Below are 22,797 nucleotides of genomic sequence, written 5' to 3'. Positions count from 1 at the left end.
CCGCCGCCTACACCCCCACCCTGAACCGCACCGGCGACGGCTGGGACCTGCGGCTCTCCCGGTAACGTTGTCGCTGCCGCTCACCCACATTGCCCGGAGCGCTTCAGTGAGGTTCCCCTCCTACTGTGGAGACCGTGACCGGAGGGATAGTTGGGGTCATGGCATCCAGGAAGCGCATCTACGACGCCGAGTTCCGCGAGGGAGCGGTACGGATCGTGACGGAGACCGGGAAGCCGATTCCGGAGGTGGCTGAGGATCTGGGCATCCACCCGGGGACGTTGCACAGCTGGGTGTCGCGGGCGCGGCGCAACGGGTCGCCGTCGTCGGACCGGCTGGTGGCCGAGCCGTCGCCCGGCGATCGTCTGCGGGAGAACGAGCGCGCTGAGCTGGAGCGGCTGCGGGCCGAGGCCAGGGAGAAGGACAAGCGCATCCGCGAGTTGGAGATGGAGCGTGATGTGTGCAAGCGATTCGTGGCCTTGTGGGTGAAGTAGCTGAGGCGGACCCGGCCGTCGCGGTCGGGGTGATCAGCAGCTGCAAGGCCGAGCAGAAGATTCCGTACCGCACCGCCTGCCGGGCGCTGGGGGTGTCGGAGTCGTGGTTCTACAAGTGGCGGGATCGTCCGCCGACAGCGCGTGAGGCGCGCCGGCAGCAGCTGGCCGAGGAGATCGAGGAGATCTTCCACGGCTCGGGCGGCACCTACGGCTCGCCGAAGGTGTTCATCGAGCTGGTGCGCGGAGGCTGGCGAGTATCGGTGAACACGGTCGCGAAAGTCATGGCCGAACTCGGGCTGGCCGGACGGAAGGTGCGTCGCCGCCGGTCGCTGACAAGGCCGGGCAAGCGGCCGGCTGCCGTGGACTTCGTGCGCCGGGACTTCACCGCCGAGGAGCCCGATCTCGTCTGGGCGGGCGATCTCACTGAGATCGAAACCGGCGAGGGCAAGCTGTACTTGGCGACGGTCATCGACCTGTTCTCCCGCCGTCTGACACTACATAACCTAGACGTGCGAACCAACGCGCGCCCGGGAGACCGGAGGGTGCCTCCGCCCCGCCACGATCCAGTCCTGGAGAAGCTGAATCAGCGCAGGTCCAGGCCAAGCAGATCCCGACGCTGCCCCGCCCATCGGAGCAGGTCGACCGCGACAACCCTCGACCTGCTCAACCGCGCCGGCGCCGTGTCAACCGCAACGAAGGTGAAGATCCTTCACCCCGAGTGGGACGACACCGCGGTACGGGCCGAAGTGCGGGCGATCCTCACCGAGACCGGCGCCGACGCGCCAGACCCGATCCAATTCAGGCCACTCAGCTGACGATAATCAGCCTCTGACAATCCGAGCTGTGAACCTGAGAACCTGAGAACCTGAGAACCTGAGAACCTACCTCATGAACAGAGCCCCGCACTGTTCAACCAGCGCGGGGCGACGAGTAGCAGGCTGCCGCTCCTACCGGGCTCGGCCTTCCACCGATATTCAGCCTCGGAGCCTATCGGCAGTTTTCCCCTACCCATTTGTGGGAGCGCAGCGCCGTGGGCGCATCCAGGTTCTTCTTCTTGCCGCTAGAGACGCAGCCCACCTTGTCTGCGCCGTGGTTACCAGCCGCGTCGTAGTACAGCACGTCCATTCCGCTGGTCCCATTGTTATAGACAGACCGGACCTTCTTGGATGAACTCCACCCGCAACCGGGCTTCTTCTGCCAGTCCGAGTTATTCCCCTGCCAAGAGCACTTCTCTCCGTAGCTGCTTCCATTGCCATTGCTGTAGAAGCACACGTAGCCCTTGCTGCACTCCCAGTTCGCGGCTTCCCCGGCAGAAGCGGTACTTGAGCTGAGACCCGCCAGAACAACGACCCCGGCGAACAGGGCCGCTTTGCTTCGGATTGAGCGAATACGCATCTTGCTTCATCCCCCATAGCTACATGGCCTGTTGAATTATGAGATGTGGATCCCACCAAGGCCGGTCGGGCAACAGCGTAGACGCTCGCTGCCTCAGTGCGCCCTATAACTTTTCAGGGTGTCACGGCTACAGGCCAGGTATCGCAAGATCGACGCGTCAGACACAACCGCCGGTTGCAGAGACCGACGCCATGTTCATCGTGTGTAAGAGGATGTCTCATGTGGTGCTGCCGTGAGCTGTTGTGACTGAGCACTTCAGTTGGCGAGTTGCCAGTTGATCTGGCGGGTTGAGCACAATGGGCGGCCGAGCTCACGAGCTGGTCCACGGAGGAGTTCACGCCGGGGCCAGCACAGGTGTCGGTCAGTCTTCGGGTGTCCCGACGTTCGCCCACTGGGGTGCGTGGTCCTGGACGAACTCGGCGAAGGTGCGAGGCGGGCGGCCGGTCAGGTCCAGCACCGCGGTGCTGACCTGGTCGTCCCGGCCGGTTTGGATGCCGGCGTCGACGGCGGCGAGGGCTGTCGCGAAGGCGTCCGGCATGCCGGACGCACGGTAGGCGTCCGCCTGCTCGGCGACCCCGACGGGCACGACCCGGATCGGCCGGCCGGTGTGGATGGTGATGATCTGTGCCGCGTCCTGGTAATTCAGCGCCTTCGGCCCGGTGAGTAGGTAGTCATGCCGGTCGTCGGGGTGGCCGTTGGGTTCGGTCAGGAGCACGGCGGCCACCGCCGCGATGTCTCGAGCGTCGATCCAGCCCACCCGGCCGGTTCCGGCAGCGGTGCGGATCTCACCGCGTCGCCGGATCCGCTCACCCAGCGGGTGGGGGGCCAAGAAGTTCTGCATGAACCCGGAGGGGCGCAGCACCACCCATCCGGGCCGGGCCCGCACGTGCGCGGCCAGTTCCAGTGCGCTGGCGGCACCGGGCAGCACGATAGCGGAGCCGAGCAGCACCACCCGGCGCACGCCGAGGCGTTCGGCCTCGGCCAAGAACGGTTCGACCAGCGGCATCGGATCTGTGGTGTCTACCGGAGGCACCAGGTAGACCCGGTCCATCCCGTGCAATGCGGCCGGATGGGTGGCCGGATCGCTCCAGTCGAACCGAACCGCGTCCGGGGCGTCGGCCGCTGGGATGCGGCTTGCCACCCGGACCGGAACACCGCTTTTGCGGAGCAGTTCGGCCAGGATGCTTCCCGTCTTCCCGGTGCCGCCGGTAATCAGCACGCCGGTCATCGGGTGGCCTGCGAGCGCAGCGAGCCGAGCAGTTCGGGCAGCGTGCCGGCCGCTGAGGCGGCCGCCAGCGGGTTCCAGTAGTCCCGATAACGGGTGATCAGGCCCTGGTGGGTGGTGAGCACCGTGATGTAGTCCAACTGGTACGGCGCATCGGTGGCCACCGTGCGGCCGCGCGCGGTGAACTCCACCACGATGGTGTCCGGCTGGTCTGTGTGGTGCACGGTGAGGGTCGGGATCGCCTGCACGTCCATCAGGTCCGGGTAGCCGGCCAGATAGCCCCGGACGGCCTCACGTCCGGTCAGCCGTCTCGGTGAAGCCCCTTCGGCGAAGGGGAACTCGGCGGTGCCGTACTCCGCCCACAGATCGGCGACGGCGTCCATGTCTTTGGCCAGCAGCAGCTCCAGCAGCCGGCGAAAGGTCTCTTCGGAAGTGCGTGGTGACACGGTGATTCTCCAGCGTTCTGCAGGACGTCTGACCGCACCAGAGTGGGTGCACGAGGCAGTGCCGTGGAACGCACCAGTGAGCCCCGGATCACTGGTCCGTGGCTAAGCCGAGTGCCGCTGTGCCAACCTGGCCGGGTGAGCAGAGCAGAACTGGCTGACTTCCTGCGCCGTCGACGGGAGGCGCTGCGCCCGGCCCAGATGCCGGCCACGGCTGTCCACCCACCCGGCCTGCGTGCCCGGCGCACCCCCGGGCTGCGGCGGGAAGAGGTGGCCGCCCTGGCCGGGGTGTCCACGAGCTATTACGAGCGACTGGAGCAGGCCCGCGCGCCGCGTCCGTCGCCGCAGGTGCTGTCCGCGCTGGGCACGGCACTGCGCCTCACCGACACAGAGCGTGAGCACCTGGCACGGCTGGCCGGGCAGATCCCGCCCAGTACGGACGCCGATCGCGCGCCGGTGCCTGCCGATGCACGCCGACTGCTGCATCGGCTCGGGCCGATTCCCGCCTATTTGGTGAACGACCTGGAGGACATCGTGGCCTGGAACGCTGCGGCGGCCGCGTTGATCATCGACTTCGCGCAGTTGCCCGTCCACGAGCGCAACACCGTGCGCCTCGCCATCCGGCTGGGCGGCACCCTCTGCTCAGCACCCGTCGGCGCGGAAGGCGACTTCGCCCGGCAGTCCGCCGCCCACCTGCGCGCGGCCGGCGCCCGCCACCCGGCGGACCGTGCGCTGGGCGAGCTGGTCAACGAGTACGCCGCGCACAACCCGGACTTCGTCGCCGGCTGGCGCAGCCACGACGTGCACCCCCGGCCGACGCTGCGCAAACGCCTGCATCATCCCGAACTCGGCGAGCTGGAACTGGACCGTCAAACCCTGCTCATGCCCGGCACCGGCCTGCGGCTGGTGCTCTACACCGCAGATCCCGGCAGCCCGAGCGCCACCGCACTGGCCCAGCTGGGCCCTCCCGACGCGGCACCGTGACCGTTGGCCCAGGCGTGGGGCAGATAGCGCCACTGGCAGCCCGTCCGGTTCTGATAGAAGATCGCGTTCACGACTTCCCGGAGGTCGCAAGACCCGGGATCTCCGGTCGCTGACCGCGCGACCCTGTCCTGCTTCCAGGCCGTGATCATCGGCTCGATCAACGCCCACTGGGTATCCGATAAGTCGCTCGGGTACGGCTCTCGCTTCATGCCCCGCATCTCAACATGGACATGACCAACAGGGCGGCCTGTGCGACGATCAGTACCACGATCGAGCGATCACGAACCGAGAAAGATCGGACTTAACGCCCACTCAGAGGGCGATGATCTGCCACTGCTTCTCAGGCGCGCGGTTGTAAGCGAACTGGTTGATGTTGGCCCCGTCGGCGGTCGAGCCTCCGTCGACGTTGAGCGACAGTCCGCTGAACCGGTTGGTGAGGTAGTAGTAGCCGTCGCCGGTCGGCGTGACCGCCCAGTACTGCTGGGGAACGTTGTGGTCCCCATAGATGGAGACGTTCCCGCCGTCCACCCGCGAGAGTCCGGCCACCTCCATCAGCTTGCCGCTGTTCACGTTCTTGATCTCGTAGTAGCCGTCTCCGGTGGAGGCGAAGGTCCACTTCTGGGCGGTGTTGTTCAGCCACGGCCACTGCTGGATGTTGGTGCCGTTGGCGGTGCCGAAGTTGAACACGTCGATGACTTTGCCGCTCTTGCGGTTGACGATGCGGTAGACCGTGCCGTTGCCCGGCAGGACTCTCGACACCAGGGCCGGCTTGGCCGTCCGGCCGCCGATCCTGACGCCGCCCATGTTGGCGTAGCCGCCGGTGGCCGCGTTGGCCTGGATCCGTACGAAGCCCACGTTCCGGGCGGGCCATTCGGCCACCTTGGTGGCGCGGTCGCCGGCCCAGGTGCCGGTGGCGACCCGGGTGAAGTTCGTGCCGTCGGTGCTCGTGGAGATGGTGTATGAGGTGATGTCACCGTCGGTTGAGTTGTTGCGGTTCCACTGCTTGGGCAGGTACTCCAGGGTGGAGACGTTGCTCCACACTCCGCCCAGATCGATCGTGATCGAGTGAGGCAGGGCCGAGGGCAGTCCCCACGTCGACCAGCAGGTCTCGTAGCCCCTGTCGCTCAGGCCGTCGATGGCGTTGAGCGGTCCCTCGCCGGTGCGGAATCCGGTGGCGTAGGCGCTGACGGGGGTAACAGGGTGTTCGGCGCGGGGCATCTGGGCGGGCAGTGGCGGGCGGGAGGTGTTCGGGCTCCATGCCGCCCCGACTTCGGCGAGTCGGTTGACGATGTTGGTGTCCAGCTTGCCGTTGCGGTTGGGCGGGCAGTTGAGGATGAACGAGGTGTACTTCGGTTCCAGGTCCGTCAGGTGGGACAGGATCGCGTCCTTGCTCATCAGGCTCTCGGTCGGTGTGGTCGGATGCCAGAACCAACCGTTGCTGATCGTCTGTCCCTGGGTGGCGGCGTAGGTGTTTCCGGCTGGCGCGGTGATGCCCAGCGGCTCCTCGAAGTAGAGGGCGTCGCCGAGGAACGGTACCGACAGTCCGCCGTGGTCGATCATGACGATGTCCGGCTGGAGGGACTTCACGTGCTCGCGGATGCGCTGGTAGGAGACGGCCTGCTGGCCCATCTGCCACGCGTAGCCGTCGGTGACGAACATGTCGATGGTGCCGTAGTTGGTGAGCAACTCGGTGATCTGACCGAGCATGAAGGTCATATCGCTGGGCTGGATGGCATCGGTGATCTCGAGACCGGACACCCTGTGCCGGCTCTCCCACGCCTCGACGCTGAAGGTGCGGTCCCAGATCGAGTAGTAGAACCCGACCTTCAGCCCCTTCGCCCGGAAGGCGTCGCAGTACGCCCGCACCACGTCCTGCTTGTAGGAGCTGTTCGCGACGTTCTGGGTGCCATACGCGCTCGGCCACAGGGCGAAGCCGTCATGATGCTTGGTCGTCAGGATGCCGTAACTCATCTTCGCCGCCGCGGCGGCGGCCGCCCACTGAGCACAGTCCACGGCTGTGGGGGCGAACAGAGCGGGGTTCTGGTTCGGGGCGGCCCACTCCTCGTTGGTGAACGTGCCCAGGCTGAAGTGGTTGAACATGCCGAACCGCATGTTCACCAGTTTTTCCAGGTTGGTCTGGGGGTCCGCGGCAGCCGCCTCCGCCAACAGGGGCGACAACGCGGGGATCACGGGCAGCGCGGTCGCGGCCACAGCGGCGCCCGCGGCGCCCAGCAGCGTGCGACGGGACAGTCTTCCTGACGACATGGGGGGTTACTCCTACGTCCAGGGGATTCGGCGCTTGCCTCCACGGGAAACCACTTGTCCGTTCGCGGGAGGAAGCCGCACACCCCGACGACTTGGGCACGAGGGCGTGCCTTGACAGGGAGAACACACGAGTGGCGCGGTACTTCTGGGTGTCGGGCACCGGATGTTACGCATGAAGTTCGACCATGTGACCCGTCCGTGTCAACGGGTGTGCAGGGATGAATCACCATCCACAAGAAGTAACTTTGACCGTTAAGAGCCGTGATATTGCGGTTCGCCCATCGCCAGACATCACATGTCTAGTGCCTCCACCCACCCGGGCCACCCGGAATGCAGGCGACGAACAGCACCGTGACCGCAGAACCCACGGCCGACCCAGCCCTGCGCCGGCAGGAACGCCATGCGTGGCACATTCGCCGACCGCGACCAGCCTTTTCAGATCCAACGGGCTACTGCTGCCTGAGGTATTGACGCATCTCGCTTCCCACACTTAACGTCTGCCCGACCATACGAACATCGTTCGATTTACCGAACACATCACTTCGGCGGACAGGGAGTCGGCTACAGAGGCTTCCTCCGGCCGAGCCGAGCACTGGAAGGCACACCGCACCGCGCCCACGCGCGCTCGAATCGACAACCGACCGGCAGACCCCGCACCACGACCGCCCCACTCGGGCGAGAACCGTGCCATCACCTCACAAGCTGTCACCACGAACCGCACCGGCATCGTGTGGCCAGTCCCGCTGTCACCACCGCGAGGTTCACCGCACACGGGAGACATACCGCTAACCGGATCCGACCACCCCCTTCCGCGTCGTGCAGCAGCCGGTCCTGCCCCCCCCCAACACTGAGACCGAGCTCCCCCTCGCCACCCCGCTTCTCCCCGTTTCACCGGGTGGTGGCATCTGCAGAACGACAGGAGATGTACATGTCCGCGCTTCGCGCCAGGCTGGCGGCGATATTGGTCGCCGCCTGTCTCCTCCTCACAGGCCAAGCCCTGACCGCACCGGACCGGGCGGCCGCCGCCGACCCGGGCTACCTGATGGTGCACTTCACCGGGGAGGGGTCGGCCAACCAGCAGATGTACCTCTCGCACAGCACGGACGGCCTGCACTGGAACGACCTCAACGGCGGCGGCATGGTCCTGCGCTCCACGGTCGGCACGAAGGGGGTGCGCGACCCAGCACTGGCGAGATCCCCCGACGGCAGCAAGTACTGGATCATCGCGACCGACCTGTGCTGGGGCTGTGGGTCGACCGTGGACGGCTCCATCAACAACGGCAGCCGCAACCTCGTGGTGTGGGAGTCGACGGACCTGGTCAACTGGTCGAAGCCGTGGCTGCTCAACGTCGCCGGCGCGATTCCCGACGGGCGCAACGCCTGGGCGCCGGAGGCGATCTGGAACCCGGCCACCAACGACTACGTCCTGTACTGGGCGACGAACGTGCCCCTCGACGGCAAGACGAAGCACCGCATCTTCTACGCCCGCACCAGCGACTTCCGCTCCATCACCACCCCGCAGATCTACATCGACCGCCCCGGCACCCAGGAACTCATCGACACCCAGATCGTCGAGGTGCCGTCAGGCGTCGGCAACTACCGCTACGTACGGGCCTCCGGCGACGGCCAGATCACCCTCGAAGGCAGCAACTCGATCCTGGGGACCTGGACCAGGCTCGGCGACCTCTCCGGCATCGGCCTGACCGGTGCCCAGGTCGAGGGCCCGATGTGGATGAAGTTCCGCGACCGCAATGAGTGGACCCTGTACCTCGACCAGTACGCCTCCCGCGGCGGGTACATGCCGGTGACGACGACCAACCCGTCCAGCCCCGGCACCTACAAGCTCCCGGCATCGGGAAGCTACAACATGGGCGGCACCAAGAAGCGTCACGGTTCGATCCTGACCCTGACGGCCGCCGAGGAGGCCCGCGTCCTCGCCCGCTGGCCCAACACCCCAGCCAAGCGGCTCCAGTCCTTCAACTTCCAGGACCGGTACGTGCGGCACGCCGACTTCGACGTGCGCATCGACCAGAACATCACCAGCGAGGACGCCCAGTTCCGCCTGAGGCCCGGCCTGACCGGCTCCGGCACCGTCTCCTTCGAGTCGGTGAACTTCCCCGGCTACTTCCTGCGGCACTCCAACTACGACTTCCAGCTCGCCTACAACGACGGCACCGCCCAGTTCGCCGCGGACGCCACGTTCCGGCAGGTCGCCGGGCTCGCCGATTCCAGTTGGTCGTCGTTCCAGTCGTACAACCACCCGGACCGCTATATCCGGCACTTCGGGTACCAACTCCGCCTCGACCCGATCACCACCGCGACAGGACGCAGCGACGCCACCTTTCGCGTGACGAGCTGACCCGACCGGGATGCCGGCGCCTTCACGGCGCCCCCTCACTGCCAACCGCCCACCAGCGGAGGAGGCGCCGGCTTCCCCTCCACGAGCCATCCCGGCGACCCCGACGGGACACTTCTCCCCGCCGCCGACCGCCAGCGCGATGTCATACGGGCCGAATGCCAGCCCCTTAACCGAGGCCTCGCGCACCTGCCACAGCCATGTCTTCTTCAGGGATGTGAATCCATGCACAGCGTGAGACCTCCCGGCCGCCGCAGGTTCCGGCCGGGCGCTCTGGCCGCCGCGGCCGCCGCCTCGCTCCTGTTGGGCTTTGCCGGCTCTGCCGTACCCGCCCAGGCGGCGGAGAGCCCGGTCCTGCCAGGGCTCACCGCCGACCCGAACATCATCCGCTTCGGCGACACCTACTACATGTACCCGACAACCGACGGCTTCCCGGGCTGGAGCGGCACGCAGTTCAAGGCGTACTCCTCCAAGGACCTGGTCCACTGGAAGGATCACGGAGTCATCCTCGACCTGGGCCCGGACGTCAGCTGGGCCGACATCAGGGCCTGGGCCCCGGCGATCGAGGCGAAGAACGGCAAGTACTACTTCTACTACTCCGCCGACACGAACATCGGCGTCGCGGTCTCCGACTCACCCACCGGCCCGTTCAAGGACCCCCTGGGCAAGCCGCTGATCGCCCGCGGCGCGTACACCGGCCAGATGATCGACCCGGCGGTCTTCACGGACGACGACGGCCAGTCGTACCTCTACTGGGGCCAAGGCCGCGCCCGTGTGGTGCCGCTGAACGACGACATGATCTCCTTCGACGCCTCGAAGGTCACCGACATCACCCCCGTCGGCTACAACGAGGGCACCTTCGTCATCAAGCGCAAGGGCACCTACTACTTCATGTGGTCGGAGAACGACACCCGCGACGAGAACTACCGCGTCGCCTACGCCACCGGCCCCTCGCCCACCGGTCCCTGGACCAAGCGCGGCGTGATCCTGGAGAAGGACCTCTCTCTCGGCATCAAGGGCCCCGGCCACCACTCGGTGGTCAATGTGCCGAACACCGACGACTGGTACATCGCCTACCACCGCTTCGCCATCCCCGGCGGCGACGGCACCCACCGTGAAACCACCATCGACAAGCTGGAGTTCGCCTCCGACGGCCTGATCAAGAAGGTCGTCCCCACACTGAGCAGCATCGACCCGGTCACCGCCGGCACCGCCCTGCCGACGAACACCACGCGCTCGCTACGGTCCGTCAACTTCCCCGGCCGCTACGCCGTCGTGCGGTCGGACAACCTCGGCTACCTCGAACCGGTGACGTCCTCCAGCACCACGGCGGTCAAGCAGAGCGCCACCTTCACCGTCATCCCCGGCCTGGCCGACTCCAAGTGCTACTCGTTCCGTGACTCGTCCGGCCGCTACCTGCGCCACAAGGACCTCCGGGTCCGCTTCGACGCGAGCAACGGCACGACGCTCTTCAACAAGGACGCCACCTACTGCGCCCGGCCCGGTTCGACCACCGGCTCGGTCAGCCTGGAGTCATACAACTACCCCGGCCGCTACCTCCGCCACTACTACTACGAGCTACGCATCGACGCCTACCAGGACAACGCCACCTTCCGCGCCGACAGTTCCTTCACGGCGGTCAGCCCCTGGGCCTGATCGATTCCCTCGCCCGCCAGGTGGCCCGCACCGCGAAGCCCTGCGGGCCACCGGCCTGCCCGAGCGGCCGTACGACCTCAGCAGGGAGCAGACCCGTCGAGCTCGCTTGCGCAGCCTGCGAACGGTTTGCTCCACACGAGTCGAGAGCTCCAGGACGCCCAGCCCATCGACGCCGGCGGCACCGCGATCTGGTGTGAGTCACCGCGACGGGTTCCGTCCGGAGGCCTTGCCGCTCTCACACCGCGAATGTCCGGATTCCGAACGTGCGTCGATCTGCGGAACTGGTCGGCGCCGAACGTAAAGGGGTGCCCCGTACGGAAGTCAACGCATGCGGCAGTACGGCTTTTCCGTTATCCGGGCGGCGCGAACTGCACCAGAACGGAACCCGTCGGAAACATTGACGGAACCATGGCTCAAACTTATCTTCTGCTCGAAGTGCCGCACATTGTTCTGAATATCGAACAATCACGGCCCCGCACCAAGGCGATCGGCCAAGCGGACTGGCCGAGCCCGGAGGAAGAGTTGAACAGAACCGTAAGAACGCTGCTCGCCCTGCTGGGCCCGCTGCTGCTCCTGCTGAGTGTCCCCGCCCTTCAGGGCACCGCCACGGCCGCCGCCCCACCGGCCGGACAGGCCACGCGGTACACGATGACCGCGTTCACCAACAGCAGCGAGTCGAACATGTACGTGTACGACTCGCCGGACGCCACCAAATTCACCCTGCGGAAGGGCCCCGCCTACACCCCGCCGTCCGGTCTCATCCGGGACCCCAGCATCTTCAAGCACACCGACGGCTTCTACTACATCACCTACACCACCAACTGGACCGGGAACACGATCGGTTTCGCCCGGAGCACCGACCGGGTGAACTGGACGTTCCTGTACAACTACACGATCCCGGTCAGCGGGTTGACCCGCACCTGGGCGCCGGAGTGGTTCGTCGACAGCGACGGCAGCGTCAACGTCATCATGTCGCTGACGTCGGCGAGCACCGCCACCCACTTCACCGCCTGGAAGATCACGGCGACCAATGCCACGCTGACCACCTGGTCGGCCCCCACCCAGCTCTCCGGCATCGGCCCGAACTACATCGACACCTTCGTCGTCAAGGTCGGCTCCACGTACCACGCGTTCACCAAGAACGAGACGACGAAGTACATCGAGTACGCTACCGCCTCCAGCCTCGTCGGCCCGTACACCATGCGGAAGACGGGCAACTGGGCCGGCTTCGGCGACTGGGTCGAGGGCCCGGCCCTGGTCCAGCTCGACAACGGCGGCTGGCGCATCTACTTCGACGGCTACCGTGCCGGCAAGTACTGGTACAGCGACAGCTACGACAACTTCGCCACCTGGACCACGCCCACCGAGGTGCCCGGCCTGACCGGCTTCATACGCCACGCCACCGTGCTCAAGGAGACGGTCGCCGGCGGTGTCACCCTGCCCACCAACACCACCAGGTCACTGCAGTCGGTCAACTTCCCCGGGCGGTCCGCCGTGGTGCGCTCCGACAGCCTCGGCTACGTCGACCCGGTGAGCGCCTCCAGCAGCACCGCCGTCAAGCAGAGCGCGACCTTCACCGTCGTGCCCGGCCTCGCGGACGCCAACTGCTACTCCTTCCGTGACTCCGCCGGCCGCTATCTCCGCCACTGGGACTACCGGATCCGCTTCGACGCGAGCAACGGCACCGACACCTTCAACAAGGACGCCACCTACTGCGCCCGCCCCGGCAGCACATCCGGCTCCGTCAGCCTGGAGTCGTACAACTACCCCGGCCGCTACCTCCGCCACTACAACTACGCGCTGCGCGTGGACCCTTACCAGAACACCGACACGTTCCGAGCCGACAGCTCCTTCACGATGATCACCCCCTGGGCCTGACCCGTCCGGCCCACCCTGTCGTGCCGTCGCGGGGCCCACCCGCGGCAGCGCGGCCTTCTCTCCGCGCCCCCCGCGGCCGCTCCACCCGCCACTTCCTCATCATGCTGTCGCAGGCGTACGCCGACACCGGCGTCGGCACATCCAATGTCTGACTCGGTGCCAGGGCGCCTCCCGGACACACACCGGGAGATGAGTCTCCTGCACCTCACGTCTCGCCGGCATGGTGGCGAGGGCGGTGTCCCACACCACCACCTCCGCCGCGATGCCGTCGCCCGTCGGCCATGTGAGCCAACAGATCAACGACCGAGCTATCGCTCTCTCCTCACCGAAAGGTGCAAGATGCCCTCCTCCGTCAGCAGACGCCGCCTCCTGCAAATAGCCGGGGCCACCGTCGCCGCCTCTGCCACCGGATCCTTCATCGGCGCATTTCCCGCCCACGCGGCGGTCGTCCCTCCCGCAAGGGCCGACATCGGGGTCTCCGCGCACCCCTTCGAATTCGGCCAGGTCCGGCTCACCGCGAGCCGGTGGCTGGACAACCAGAACCGTACGCAGAACTACCTGCGGTTCGTCGATGTCGACCGGCTGCTGTACAACTTCCGCGCCAACCACCGGCTGTCCACCAACGGCGCCGCCGCCACCGGCGGCTGGGACGCGCCGAACTTCCCCTTCCGCACCCACGTCCAGGGGCACTTCCTCACGGCATGGGCACAGCTGTACGCCGTGACCGGGGACACCACCTGCCGGGACAAGGCCACCTACATGGTGGCGGAGTTGGCCAAGTGCCAGGCCAACAACAGCGCCGCCGGTTTCAACGCCGGCTACCTCTCCGGCTACCCCGAGTCCGACTTCACCGCTCTCGAACAGCGGACCCTGAGCAACGGCAACGTGCCGTACTACACCATCCACAAGACCCTCGTCGGCCTGCTGGACGTATGGCGCCACGTCGGCAGCACACAGGCGCGTGACGTGCTGCTCGCCCTGGCGGGATGGGTCGACTCGCGCACCGGCCGACTGAGCAGCCAGCAGATGCAGGCCATGCTGCAGACCGAGTTCGGCGGCATGAACACCGTGCTTACCGATCTCTACCAGCAGACAGGCAACGCGCGGTGGCTCACCGTCGCCCAGCGGTTCGACCACGCCGCGGTCTTCGAACCGCTGGCGTCCAACCAGGACCGGCTCAGCGGACTGCACGCCAACACGCAGGTCCCCAAGTGGATCGGGGCCACCCGGGAGTACAAGGCCACCGGCACCACCCGCTACCGGGACATCGCCACCAACGCCTGGAACATCACCGTCAACGCGCACACCTATGCCATCGGCGGCAACAGCCAGGCGGAGCACTTCCGCGCCCCGAACGCCATCGCCGGTTTCCTGAACAACGACACCTGCGAAAGCTGCAACACCTTCAACATGCTCCTCCTCACCCGGGAGTTGTTCGCGCTGGACCCGAACCGGGCCGCGCTGTTCGACTACTACGAGCGGGCATGGCTGAACCACATGATCGGCCAGCAGAACCCGGCCGACGACCACGGTCACGTCACCTACTTCACCCCGCTCAACCCGGGCGGCCGACGCGGTGTCGGCCCGGCGTGGGGCGGCGGCACCTGGAGCACCGACTACGGCACCTTCTGGTGCTGTCAGGGCACGGGCCTGGAGATGCACACCAGGCTGATGGACTCCATCTACTACCGTAGTGACAACACGCTGATCGTGAACATGTTCGTGCCCTCGGTGCTCAATTGGACGGAGCGCGGAATCACGGTCACCCAGACCACGACCTACCCCGTCAGCGACACCACGACCCTGCAGGTCACCGGTAACGTCAGCGGAACCTGGGCGATGCGCATCCGCATCCCGAGCTGGACCGCCGAGGCCACCATCAGCGTCAACGGCACGCGGCAGAACATCACCACCACGCCGGGCAGTTACGCCACTCTGACCCGCTCCTGGACCTCCGGCGACACGGTCACCGTCCGCCTGCCCATGCGGATCGTCATGCGAGCGGCCAACGACAGCGCGAACGTCGCCGCGATCACCTACGGCCCGGTGGTCCTGTCCGGTAACTACGGCAACTCCTCACTCAGCTCTCTGCCGTCGCTGAACACGTCCTCGATCACACGGACCAGCAGCAGCTCGCTCGCCTTCACCGCCACCGCCAACGGCTCCACCGTCAACCTGGGCCCGTTCCACGACGCGCACGGCCACAACTACACCGTCTACTGGAACGCCGGCGGCAGCGTCCGTCTCGTCAACGTGGCCAGCGGTCTCCTGCTGGGCATCCAGAACATGTCCACGGCCGACGGTGGCCGCGCTCTGCAGTGGTCGGACAACGGCACCGCCGACCACGACTGGTTCATGATCACCGACGGAAACGCGGTCCGCTTCCGCAACGCCCACAGCGGCAAGGTGCTCGGCGTCTTGAACATGTCCACGGCAGACGACGCGACCGTCCTGCAGTGGTCGGACAATGGCACCGCCGACCACAGATGGACGCTGCTCGACCAAGGGGACGGGACCTACAAGATCCGCAACGAGAACAGCGGCAAGTTGCTCGCCATCGCGAACGACTCCACCGCTCTCGGCGCGTTCGCCGTCCAGGACTCGGACGACGGCACCGCCGACAACCGGTGGCGCATCGTGAGGAACTGAGGTCTGCCACGGATGTAGATCCTGGTCGCTCTCCATCCTCCCGCGCGCTCGACGCCTCGACCTTCGTTCGGTATCACAAACAGCAAGGGATCGAGGCGCCCATCGACACTCCGGACAGCCTCTGACCAGGGACGACGGGAAAATCCTACTCAAGGAATGAGGCTCCATACGCAGACGTGGTCTCAACCGCAGACACCTGTCTGTGGCGCTCGCGGCCCTGGTCGCATCGGCGGCGACGCTCGTCGCCAACCCGGCCCAGGCGGCCACCAGCGGCGCCTTGCGCGGCGTCGGTTCCGGCCGGTGCCTGGATGTGCCGGGCGCCAGCCAGACCGACTGTCCTCACTCAGGACATCGGAATGGGGTGTCTCAAGACATCGGCATGACCTCGGCGACACGGTCTGGCGACGTCGAAGAGACGTCTGGTGATTACTGCCGTGGTCGTAGAGGGCCGTACCCAGGGAGAACTCCTCCGCGAGCTGACCATCGACCCCACCCGCGACTACCAACCCCAGCGCCCCGCCAACACGACGAAACCCCCGAACCCGTAGGTTCTCCGCGTCGCTCGAATCCTGACCCTCTGACGGCGGATCAAATGTGACCCAGTTGGTGATCTTCGCCTGAACCTGATCTTGATCGGAAGGTCAGGAGGGAAGGGTGATCTGCGTGGAGGACTGGGCAGAGATCCGCAGGCTGCACCGGGCCGAGCAGATGCCGATCCGGGCGATCGCGAGGCATCTGGGCATCTCGAAGAACACGGTCAAGCGGGCACTGGCGAGTGACCGGCCACCGAAGTACGAGCGTCCGGCCAAGGGTTCGGTGGTCGACGCCGTCGAGGTGCAGATCCGTGAGCTGCTCAGGGAGACCCCGACGATGCCCGCCACAGTGATCGCCGAGCGGATCGGCTGGGAGCGCGGGATGACGGTCCTCAAGGAGCGAGTGCGCGAACTGCGGCCCGCCTACGTTCCCGTCGATCCGGTCTCCCGCACGACCTATCGGCCGGGCGAGCTGGCCCAGTGCGACCTGTGGTTTCCCAAGGCCGACATCCCGCTCGGCTACGGGCAGACCGGCCGCCCGCCGGTCTTGGTGATGGTGTCGGGCTACTCGTGGGTGATCGCCGCACGGATGCTGCCCTCCCGCACGACCGGCGACCTGATCGACGGCCACTGGCGGCTGCTGTCCGGCTGGGGCGCCGTGCCCAAAGCGCTGGTCTGGGACAACGAGACCGGCGTCGGCCGCGGCAAGCTCACCGCGGAGTTCGCCGCGTTCGCCGGCCTGCTCGCCACCAAGATCTATCTCTGCCGGCCTCGCGACCCCGAAGCGAAAGGGCTGGTCGAGCGCGCGAACGGCTACCTGGAGACCTCGTTCCTGCCCGGCCGCACCTTCAGCGGCCCCGGCGACTTCAACACCCAGCTGACCTGCTGGCTGGCCGTCGCCAACCGGCGCGTCCACCGCACCCTGCAGACCCGCCCCCTCGATCGGTGGGAGGCCGACCGGGCCGGGATGCTCACCCTGCCGCCCGTGGATCCGCCCGCCTGGTGGCGGATGCAGACCCGCATCGGGCGTGACCACTACGTCCGCGTCGACACCAACGACTACTCCGTGCACCCCGAGGCAATCGGCCGCACTGTCACCGTGCTGACCGACAACGACGAGGTCATCGCGCTGGCGCCCGGCGGCGTGATCGTCGCCCGGCACCCCCGCTGCTGGGCCCGCCACCAGACCATCACCGATCCCGACCACGCCAAGGCGGGCAACACGATGCGCGGACAACTGCACCATCAGCAGGCCGCCCGCCAGGCCACAGCCCAGGATGCCTCCGGCCCGCTCGTCGAGGTCGAGCAACGCGAACTGGGCTCCTACGACCGGTTGTTCACCGTCATCGAAGGCGGCGGCGACAGGGAGGCCGGCTGATGCCCCGCACCACCACTGCCCCGCCCGAAAGCACCCCAGCGGGCCGCAGGACCGGCTCCCAGACGGCCGCCGACCTCGCCTTCCTGGCTCGCGCGATGAAGGCACCGGCCCTGCTGGACGCCGCCGACCGGCTCGCCGAACGCGCCCGCAAGGAGTCCTGGACCCACGCCGAATACCTGGTTGCCTGCCTCCAGCGCGAGGTCTCCGCCCGCGAATCACACGGCGGCGAGGCGAGAGTACGGGCCGCCCGTTTCCCCGCGATCAAGACGATCGAGGAACTCGACGTCACCCATCTGCGCGGCATGACGCGACAACAGCTCGCACATCTGGGCACGTTGGACTTCATCGCCGGCAAGGAGAACGCCGTCTTCCTGGGACCGCCGGGCACCGGGAAGACACACCTGGCGATCGGCCTCGCGGTCCGCGCCTGCCAGGCCAGCCACCGCGTCGCGTTCGCCACCGCCGCCGAGTGGGTCGACCGCCTGGCCGCCGCCCACCACGCCGGACGACTCCAGGCCGAGCTCACCAAGCTGAGCCGTTACCCGCTGATCGTGGTCGACGAGGTCGGCTACATCCCCTTCGAAGCCGAGGCCGCCAACCTGTTCTTCCAGCTCATCTCGAACCGATACGAACGCGCGTCCGTGATCGTCACCAGCAACAAACCCTTCGGACGCTGGGGCAAGGTCTTCGGCGACGAGACCGTCGCCGCTGCCATGATGGACCGCCTCGTCCACCACTCCGAGGTCCACTCCCTCAAAGGCGGCGACTCCTACCGTATGCGCGGACGCCAACTCTGGCGGACTTCGCCGAGTCGGATCCGTGGCGTCGAGTCCGTTCGGTACACGGCATGGCGCACCACTCGGGCGACTACGCGTCAGCGGCCTGCCCTAGCAGGTCGCCTGCGGCCTCCTGGTGAGGCTGGGCTCCGGTCGGCGCTGGGGGCCCGGACAGACGTTCTTCCACCAGCACGGCGATCTCGCTGGGGCTGGGCATGGCTGGCGCCACGACTGTGCACCCGCTCGCCAGCTCGAAGGTGCGTTTCCAAGCGGGTTCGAGCACTTCATGCCCGTCGCTGCGGAGCGTAGCAATATTCCGCTGCAGTGCGGCATTGCCCCACATCTGCTTGTTCATAGATGGCACGAAGACGGCTGGCTGAGGCACAGCAAGGAGGAGTGTGGTGATGATCGATCCGGCGATGCCGTGGGCAGCCTCGGCGATCACATTGGCCGTGGCCGGCATGACAAGAACTACTTCGTGCTCGTTCGCCAGCTGCACGTGGTTATGCGTGAACATCACGTGGGGGTCGGCGGCGTCGATTGCCCGGTCAGCGACGAGGTTTACCGAGCGCACCGGGAGGAAGCGGGCGGCCGAGGCGCTGAGGATGACCGTCACCTCGCACCCTTCGAGACGGTTCCGGATGCTCAGCAGATAGGTGGGGAGCGTGAGCACGCCAGCCGAGCCGCACGCACACACCAAGATGCGCCGACTCGGACCGGTCCTGCTGTGTTCAATCCGCGTCATCATCCCTCCTCGATCTTGGTGAAGCCGTTCATCTCGGCGATGAGGTCGAACCGTGCTTGGATGTTGAACTTGTAGCTGGGGCACGGCCAGTGCCCCTCGCGCCAGAGCTTCGGGCAGGCGCCGCCGCAGGTGGGGTAGAAGCGGCACGTTGTGCAGGAACGCTGTGATCCGGGTGCTGCGACCTCGGTGTGCCAGTCGTCGTAGGTGCCGGTCGGCCGGAGTCCGCCGCTCGCGGCCCAGTCCTGGTCGACGTTGCCGACAGCCGTGGACTTGAGATGATCGACCAGCGGCTGCTCGGAGCAGGAGAAGGCGTCTCCGTCGGGGGTGATGAGCTCATCGGACCGGCTCACCGCAGGGCACAGCTTCCGGGCCGGGGCGGTCGGCAGCACCTGAAAGTTGAGTCCCAGGCTGCGCATCACGGAGAGCCACCGCGCCTCCCTGTCTGCGAAATGCTGCTTGGCGAGTTCGAGTTCCCGGACGTCGTTGCCCCAGGAGTGCACCGGTTTGATGCCGAAGCGCACCCGGGGATGGGTGAACCCTTCGGCTGCCAGCATCTGCAGCATCTCTTCGACGCGGTCTTCGTTGTGCACATCGACATTGGTACGGATGCCGAAGGTCATCCCCGCGGTCTCGTCGTCATCGAGGGCCTGCTGAAGGGATTCGACGATGCGCCAGAAGGAAGTCATGCCGGACTTGAGCGGCCGGTGCACATCGTGGACGTCCGGCGGACCGTCAATGGTGATCTCTGCGTGCGTCACCCGGCACTCCTTGGCAAGCACCTTGATCTTGCGATAGCTGAGGAGAGCTCCGTTGGTGACGATGACCGAGGACCAGCCGAGTCCGCGGCGCTCCACGACCGGGAGGAATGACGCGGCCAAGTCGCGGATGATGGCGTAGGCCATAAGCGGCTCGCCGCCGAACCAGTCAACCCGCGCGCTCCGTGTGTCCTCCCGATTCAGGACCCCAAGTACCCGGCGCCGAACCGCGTCGCGGTGCTGGCCGCGCAGGGGTATGCGGCGGTGGGTCTGACCGCAGTAGGTGCAGCCCATGTTGCAGTAGCTGGTCGGGAGCAGGGCGAGGTGTCGGTGCCCGACGTCATCGGCGCCTTGCTGGAGGCGCCCGGTCACAGCGTCCAGCTCGTTCTCGTCCGCGGGCACGAGGATCTCCCGGCGGCGCAGGCTGGTGCGCTCCTGCTCGGTCAACACGGAGCCGGCTTCACCCCGATCCAGGGCTTGCGCGATCGCGAGGGGGACGGGGAAGACCTCACTCGTGCGCGTCGCGTAGATCAGTTTGACCGGCTGCCCCCGGCGGTTCCTGAAGCAGGACTTGCTGACGATCCGATACTCGCTGACCTTGTCTTCTGCGTCTGACACGGTGGACATGGTGAACCTCCTGACGGTCGGGATGCGCGGCGGAAGCCGTCGGGCCGGGCCGCCGCGCGAAGCGGACGGCCCGGCCCTGGTGGTACCTCTCTCGCCCCGGCACGGGGCGGAACCTCTGCTCGGTCAGCAGGCGATGTTGACGTGCTCGTCGGGCTCGCCGATGTCCGTGGTGGTGGTCAGGGTCTCGTCCATCGTTGCCTCCTGGCATCGAATCGGTTAGTACCTGTCATCTTCTGTGGCGCCGCTAGACCGTAGGGTTTAGCGGACGTTTTCTGCTTCCCTGATATCGAGGGATCGTCAATTCTGTTCAAAGAAAACTGGGTGTCCATCTCTGAAAGAGCAGCACACCCACACCCCGGGCTACCCGTCTCCGCTACGCGACCTAGGGTCATCTAACGGATTATAAGGACCCGCCAGAACCCTTTGGCCTTCGCTTTGGTGATCAGGTGTGCCCACAGCACCGCCTCCCTGAAACAAATGACGATTTCAATGAGAGTAAGCGTCGAATCAGCCGTGCCAAAGCTGTTTCGGGCAGGCCCGAATCAGCCGTACTTCCTCAAAGAACTCTGATATTGAACTGGAACTGCCTGTGCCGGGACTCCCACCCGGCTCCGAACAGGAGCGCAGCGACGAGCTGGTCACATGGGCCAGGCCACCATCCACTTCGAGCGGTTGGAGGAGTTCTTGCAGGGCGAACCGCTGTCCCCACTTCTCGACCCGGCCTTCAACTCCGACGTTCAGCTCAGGCTGACCCGGCACCAGATGGCGCAGATGCGCGACGACCTCAACGAAGTTCTGACCCGCTGACAGCAGAGCAGCCAGCACCCCCACGACAACATCCCTAGTCCGAAGGACGGTTACGTGATGATGTTCCTCCACAGCTTTCCCACACTCCCGTGACACCGCCATTGCGACAGGAACGCCCAGCCCAGCACGCTGTCTACTCCCCGCGCGTGGTGCTATGGCTGGCGGCCGACTTCCTGTCCCTGGTCGGAGATCAGCTGTACTTCATAGCGCTGAGCTGGTCGGCCATCCGAATCGGCGGTCCGGCCGCAGCCGGAACCGTGCTGGTCTGCGCTGCGATCCCCCGTGGGGTCCTGATGCTCGTCGGCGGGGCCATCGTCGACCGAATCGGCGCCCGCCGAGTGGCAGTGGCCAGCGATGTGCTGCGCGCCGTCATCATGGTTGGTTGCCTGGCCATCCCCACACCGGCGCCGCTGGGCGTACTCGTGGCCATCGCGGTCGTCTTCGGCATCGTGGACGCCTTCTTCTACCCCGCGACCGGCGCAATGTCCGGCCTTGTGGTGGCGAAGCATCAGCTGACGCGAATGCAGGGGATACGCAGCCTCACCACCCGGGCCGGACTCGTCGTCGGCGCACCCGCCAGCGGCTTCGTCCTGGCCGCCGGCGGCCAGGACCTCGCGTTCGCGATCAATGCCGTCACCTTCGCTGCGTCGGCAGCCGCCCTTATGGCGGTGCGCCTGCTAGTTTCCGCTCCGGCTTCCGCGGAAGCCGGCAGGCCGGTCCGCGACGCGATCCGCGGCTTGCGCGAGGCGCTGCGCTCCTCCAATATCTGGATTCCACTGCTGGCCCTGGCGGTCTTCGAGTTCACCACGAACGGGCTGGTCAACGTCGGCATGCCTGATCTAGCCGACACCCGGGACTGGGGAGCCCGGGGTCTGGGGTTGCTGTTAGGTGCCCTCGGTGTTGGCGCTGCCGCGGTCGCAGCCGCATTCGCGCTCACCGGCCGCAGTTTCACCCCGCAGATCGGAACAGCGCTGGCGGCGGCTGTCGGTGCTGTATCACTACTGGGCCTGCTCCACGCCGGAGCGCTTGTCCACGCACTCGCCGCCGCCTTCGGAATCGGTGTAGCCGGCGCGCTGATGTTCGGCCTCGTCGTTCCCCATCTGCAGGCGACGGTCCAGCCTCATCGGCTCGGGCAGATGATGAGCCTGGTCTCCTTGGCGACGGTCGGCATCACGCCGCTGTCCCAGGGGGCGGCAGCAGCCTCGCTGTCCCTGATCGGCACTGCCGCGACCTTTCTCACCGCCACGGCAGTGGCTCTCGCCCTGGCCTTGGTGGTGCTCCTGGCTAAGCACCAAGACATGGCACCGGTCGAAGACCCAGGACCATGAGCTGGGTCCGGCAGGCGGTGTCGTGGAGCTCGCCAGAATGATGCAGTCCCGCCAGCCCGCCGATCCGCAGCATCGAGTCATCCAGCCAGGTCACCACTATCGCGCCCCGGGCCGTGTTCACCACCTCCAACAGCTGTGGGCGCACCCCGTCCAGAGCCATCTTCGGATGCCGGCGCCGCGCACCCTGCCGCGGTGCGAGCGAATTGACCGGCACCGACGCCATCACATGCCCCGGCACCGCTCGGCCCCGGTCCCGCTGGGTCGGCAGCCCCCGCACCACAAGTGCCGCCCGCAGCTCGGCGTTCACCGCACGCCTGAGGCACTGGTGCAGATAGAAACCCTTCAGGCATGCCGCGTCACTCCTCGCAGGTCAAGCTCGCCCCTAAGGCTTGTCCCGTAAATGATCTACGACGTGTTGGTTGACCTGCCTGTTCTTCGTCAACCGGCGAGGGTGAGGTTGTGGAGGCGGGCGATGCCGAGCATGGCGTGGTGGACGCCGTCGCCTT

16 protein-coding genes and 4 pseudogenes are annotated in these 22,797 nt (G+C 66.8%); 13 read left to right on the top strand and 7 right to left on the bottom strand.

Translation table 11 applies throughout. The features are described 5' to 3' along the window. The first annotated feature begins 158 nt into the window (after positions 1–158). Entirely contained in the window at positions 159–491 is a 333-nt protein-coding gene (locus G6048_RS34715; protein ID WP_165343569.1) for a transposase, read from the top strand. Further along, complete coding sequence (locus tag G6048_RS34710; protein WP_165343568.1) at positions 479–1,306, top strand: IS3 family transposase; 828 nt, start codon at positions 479–481, stop codon at positions 1,304–1,306. The genes G6048_RS34715 and G6048_RS34710 overlap by 13 nt, the downstream gene beginning before the upstream one ends. Before the next feature lie 172 nt (positions 1,307–1,478). On the opposite strand, the gene G6048_RS34705 is transcribed toward G6048_RS34710, so the two are convergent. From G6048_RS34705 to G6048_RS34695, 3 genes are all read right to left on the bottom strand, one after another. Next, positions 1,479–1,886, bottom strand: coding sequence for a peptidase inhibitor family I36 protein (locus G6048_RS34705; protein ID WP_165343567.1), 408 nt, complete (start codon positions 1,884–1,886; stop codon positions 1,479–1,481). A 361-nt stretch (positions 1,887–2,247) separates the two neighbouring features. Continuing rightward, complete coding sequence (locus G6048_RS34700) at positions 2,248–3,114, bottom strand: NAD(P)H-binding protein (RefSeq protein ID WP_165343566.1); 867 nt, start codon at positions 3,112–3,114, stop codon at positions 2,248–2,250. After that, a complete protein-coding gene (locus tag G6048_RS34695) occupies positions 3,111–3,557 on the bottom strand; it encodes a nuclear transport factor 2 family protein (protein ID WP_165343565.1) in 447 nt (148 codons plus the stop codon). The genes G6048_RS34700 and G6048_RS34695 overlap by 4 nt, the downstream gene beginning before the upstream one ends. Before the next feature lie 135 nt (positions 3,558–3,692). Here G6048_RS34695 and G6048_RS34690 point away from each other — a divergent pair, with 135 nt between their 5' ends. Next, positions 3,693–4,538, top strand: a complete 846-nt coding sequence (locus G6048_RS34690) for a helix-turn-helix transcriptional regulator (protein WP_165343564.1) — start codon at positions 3,693–3,695, stop codon at positions 4,536–4,538. Here the strand turns inward: G6048_RS34690 and G6048_RS34685 are convergent. Then, positions 4,532–4,747, bottom strand: a pseudogene (locus G6048_RS34685) (transposase); the annotation flags it as partial. The gene G6048_RS34690 and the pseudogene G6048_RS34685 overlap by 7 nt on opposite strands. Before the next feature lie 103 nt (positions 4,748–4,850). Next, positions 4,851–6,803: an RICIN domain-containing protein gene (locus G6048_RS34680; protein ID WP_206342482.1), complete on the bottom strand. Its 1,953-nt coding sequence runs from the start codon at positions 6,801–6,803 to the stop codon at positions 4,851–4,853. 928 nt (positions 6,804–7,731) lie between these two features. On the opposite strand from G6048_RS34680, the gene G6048_RS34675 reads away from it, so the two are divergent. From G6048_RS34675 to istB, 8 genes and pseudogenes are all read left to right on the top strand, one after another. Then, entirely contained in the window at positions 7,732–9,162 is a 1,431-nt protein-coding gene (locus G6048_RS34675; RefSeq protein WP_165343563.1) for a glycoside hydrolase family 43 protein, read from the top strand. Between the two features lie 336 nt (positions 9,163–9,498). After that, positions 9,499–10,815, top strand: a pseudogene (locus G6048_RS50260) (family 43 glycosylhydrolase); the annotation flags it as partial. 522 nt (positions 10,816–11,337) lie between these two features. Beyond that, positions 11,338–12,693 (top strand): glycoside hydrolase family 43 protein, encoded by a 1,356-nt coding sequence (locus G6048_RS34665; RefSeq protein WP_206342484.1) that lies wholly within the window; start codon positions 11,338–11,340, stop codon positions 12,691–12,693. A gap of 339 nt (positions 12,694–13,032) precedes the next feature. Further along, positions 13,033–15,342 (top strand): beta-L-arabinofuranosidase domain-containing protein, encoded by a 2,310-nt coding sequence (locus G6048_RS34660; RefSeq protein ID WP_165343560.1) that lies wholly within the window; start codon positions 13,033–13,035, stop codon positions 15,340–15,342. A gap of 166 nt (positions 15,343–15,508) precedes the next feature. Continuing rightward, a pseudogene (locus tag G6048_RS51595) lies at positions 15,509–15,676 on the top strand (non-reducing end alpha-L-arabinofuranosidase family hydrolase); the annotation flags it as partial. A gap of 88 nt (positions 15,677–15,764) precedes the next feature. Further along, a complete protein-coding gene (locus G6048_RS51135; protein WP_268979164.1) occupies positions 15,765–15,890 on the top strand; it encodes a hypothetical protein in 126 nt (41 codons plus the stop codon). Positions 15,891–15,996: 106 nt separating this feature from the next. Beyond that, entirely contained in the window at positions 15,997–17,253 is a 1,257-nt protein-coding gene (gene istA, locus G6048_RS34655) for an IS21 family transposase (RefSeq protein WP_165343559.1), read from the top strand. Then, a complete protein-coding gene (gene istB, locus G6048_RS34650; protein ID WP_328827836.1) occupies positions 17,253–18,338 on the top strand; it encodes an IS21-like element helper ATPase IstB in 1,086 nt (361 codons plus the stop codon). The genes istA and istB overlap by 1 nt, the downstream gene beginning before the upstream one ends. A 13-nt stretch (positions 18,339–18,351) precedes the next feature. Here istB and G6048_RS52040 read toward each other — a convergent pair. Next, positions 18,352–18,774: pseudogene (locus G6048_RS52040) on the bottom strand (flavoprotein); the annotation flags it as partial. Further along, positions 18,774–20,147, bottom strand: coding sequence for a radical SAM/SPASM domain-containing protein (locus tag G6048_RS34640; RefSeq protein ID WP_328827834.1), 1,374 nt, complete (start codon positions 20,145–20,147; stop codon positions 18,774–18,776). The pseudogene G6048_RS52040 and the gene G6048_RS34640, both read right to left, overlap by 1 nt. Positions 20,148–20,798: 651 nt before the next feature. Between G6048_RS34640 and G6048_RS34635 the strand changes: the two genes are divergently transcribed. Together G6048_RS34635 and G6048_RS34630 are read left to right on the top strand one after the other, a co-directional pair. Next, on the top strand, positions 20,799–20,963 hold the full coding sequence (locus G6048_RS34635; RefSeq protein ID WP_165343556.1) for a hypothetical protein: 165 nt from the start codon (positions 20,799–20,801) through the stop codon (positions 20,961–20,963). Between the two features lie 146 nt (positions 20,964–21,109). Continuing rightward, positions 21,110–22,291: an MFS transporter gene (locus tag G6048_RS34630; RefSeq protein WP_165343555.1), complete on the top strand. Its 1,182-nt coding sequence runs from the start codon at positions 21,110–21,112 to the stop codon at positions 22,289–22,291. Positions 22,292–22,797: the final 506 nt, after the last annotated feature.

The organism is Streptomyces ureilyticus, from assembly GCF_011045025.1.
GTDB lineage: Bacteria > Actinomycetota > Actinomycetes > Streptomycetales > Streptomycetaceae > Streptomyces > Streptomyces ureilyticus.
The sequence above is the reverse complement of the archived record's forward strand: the minus strand, read 5'-3'. Positions and strand labels throughout refer to the sequence as shown.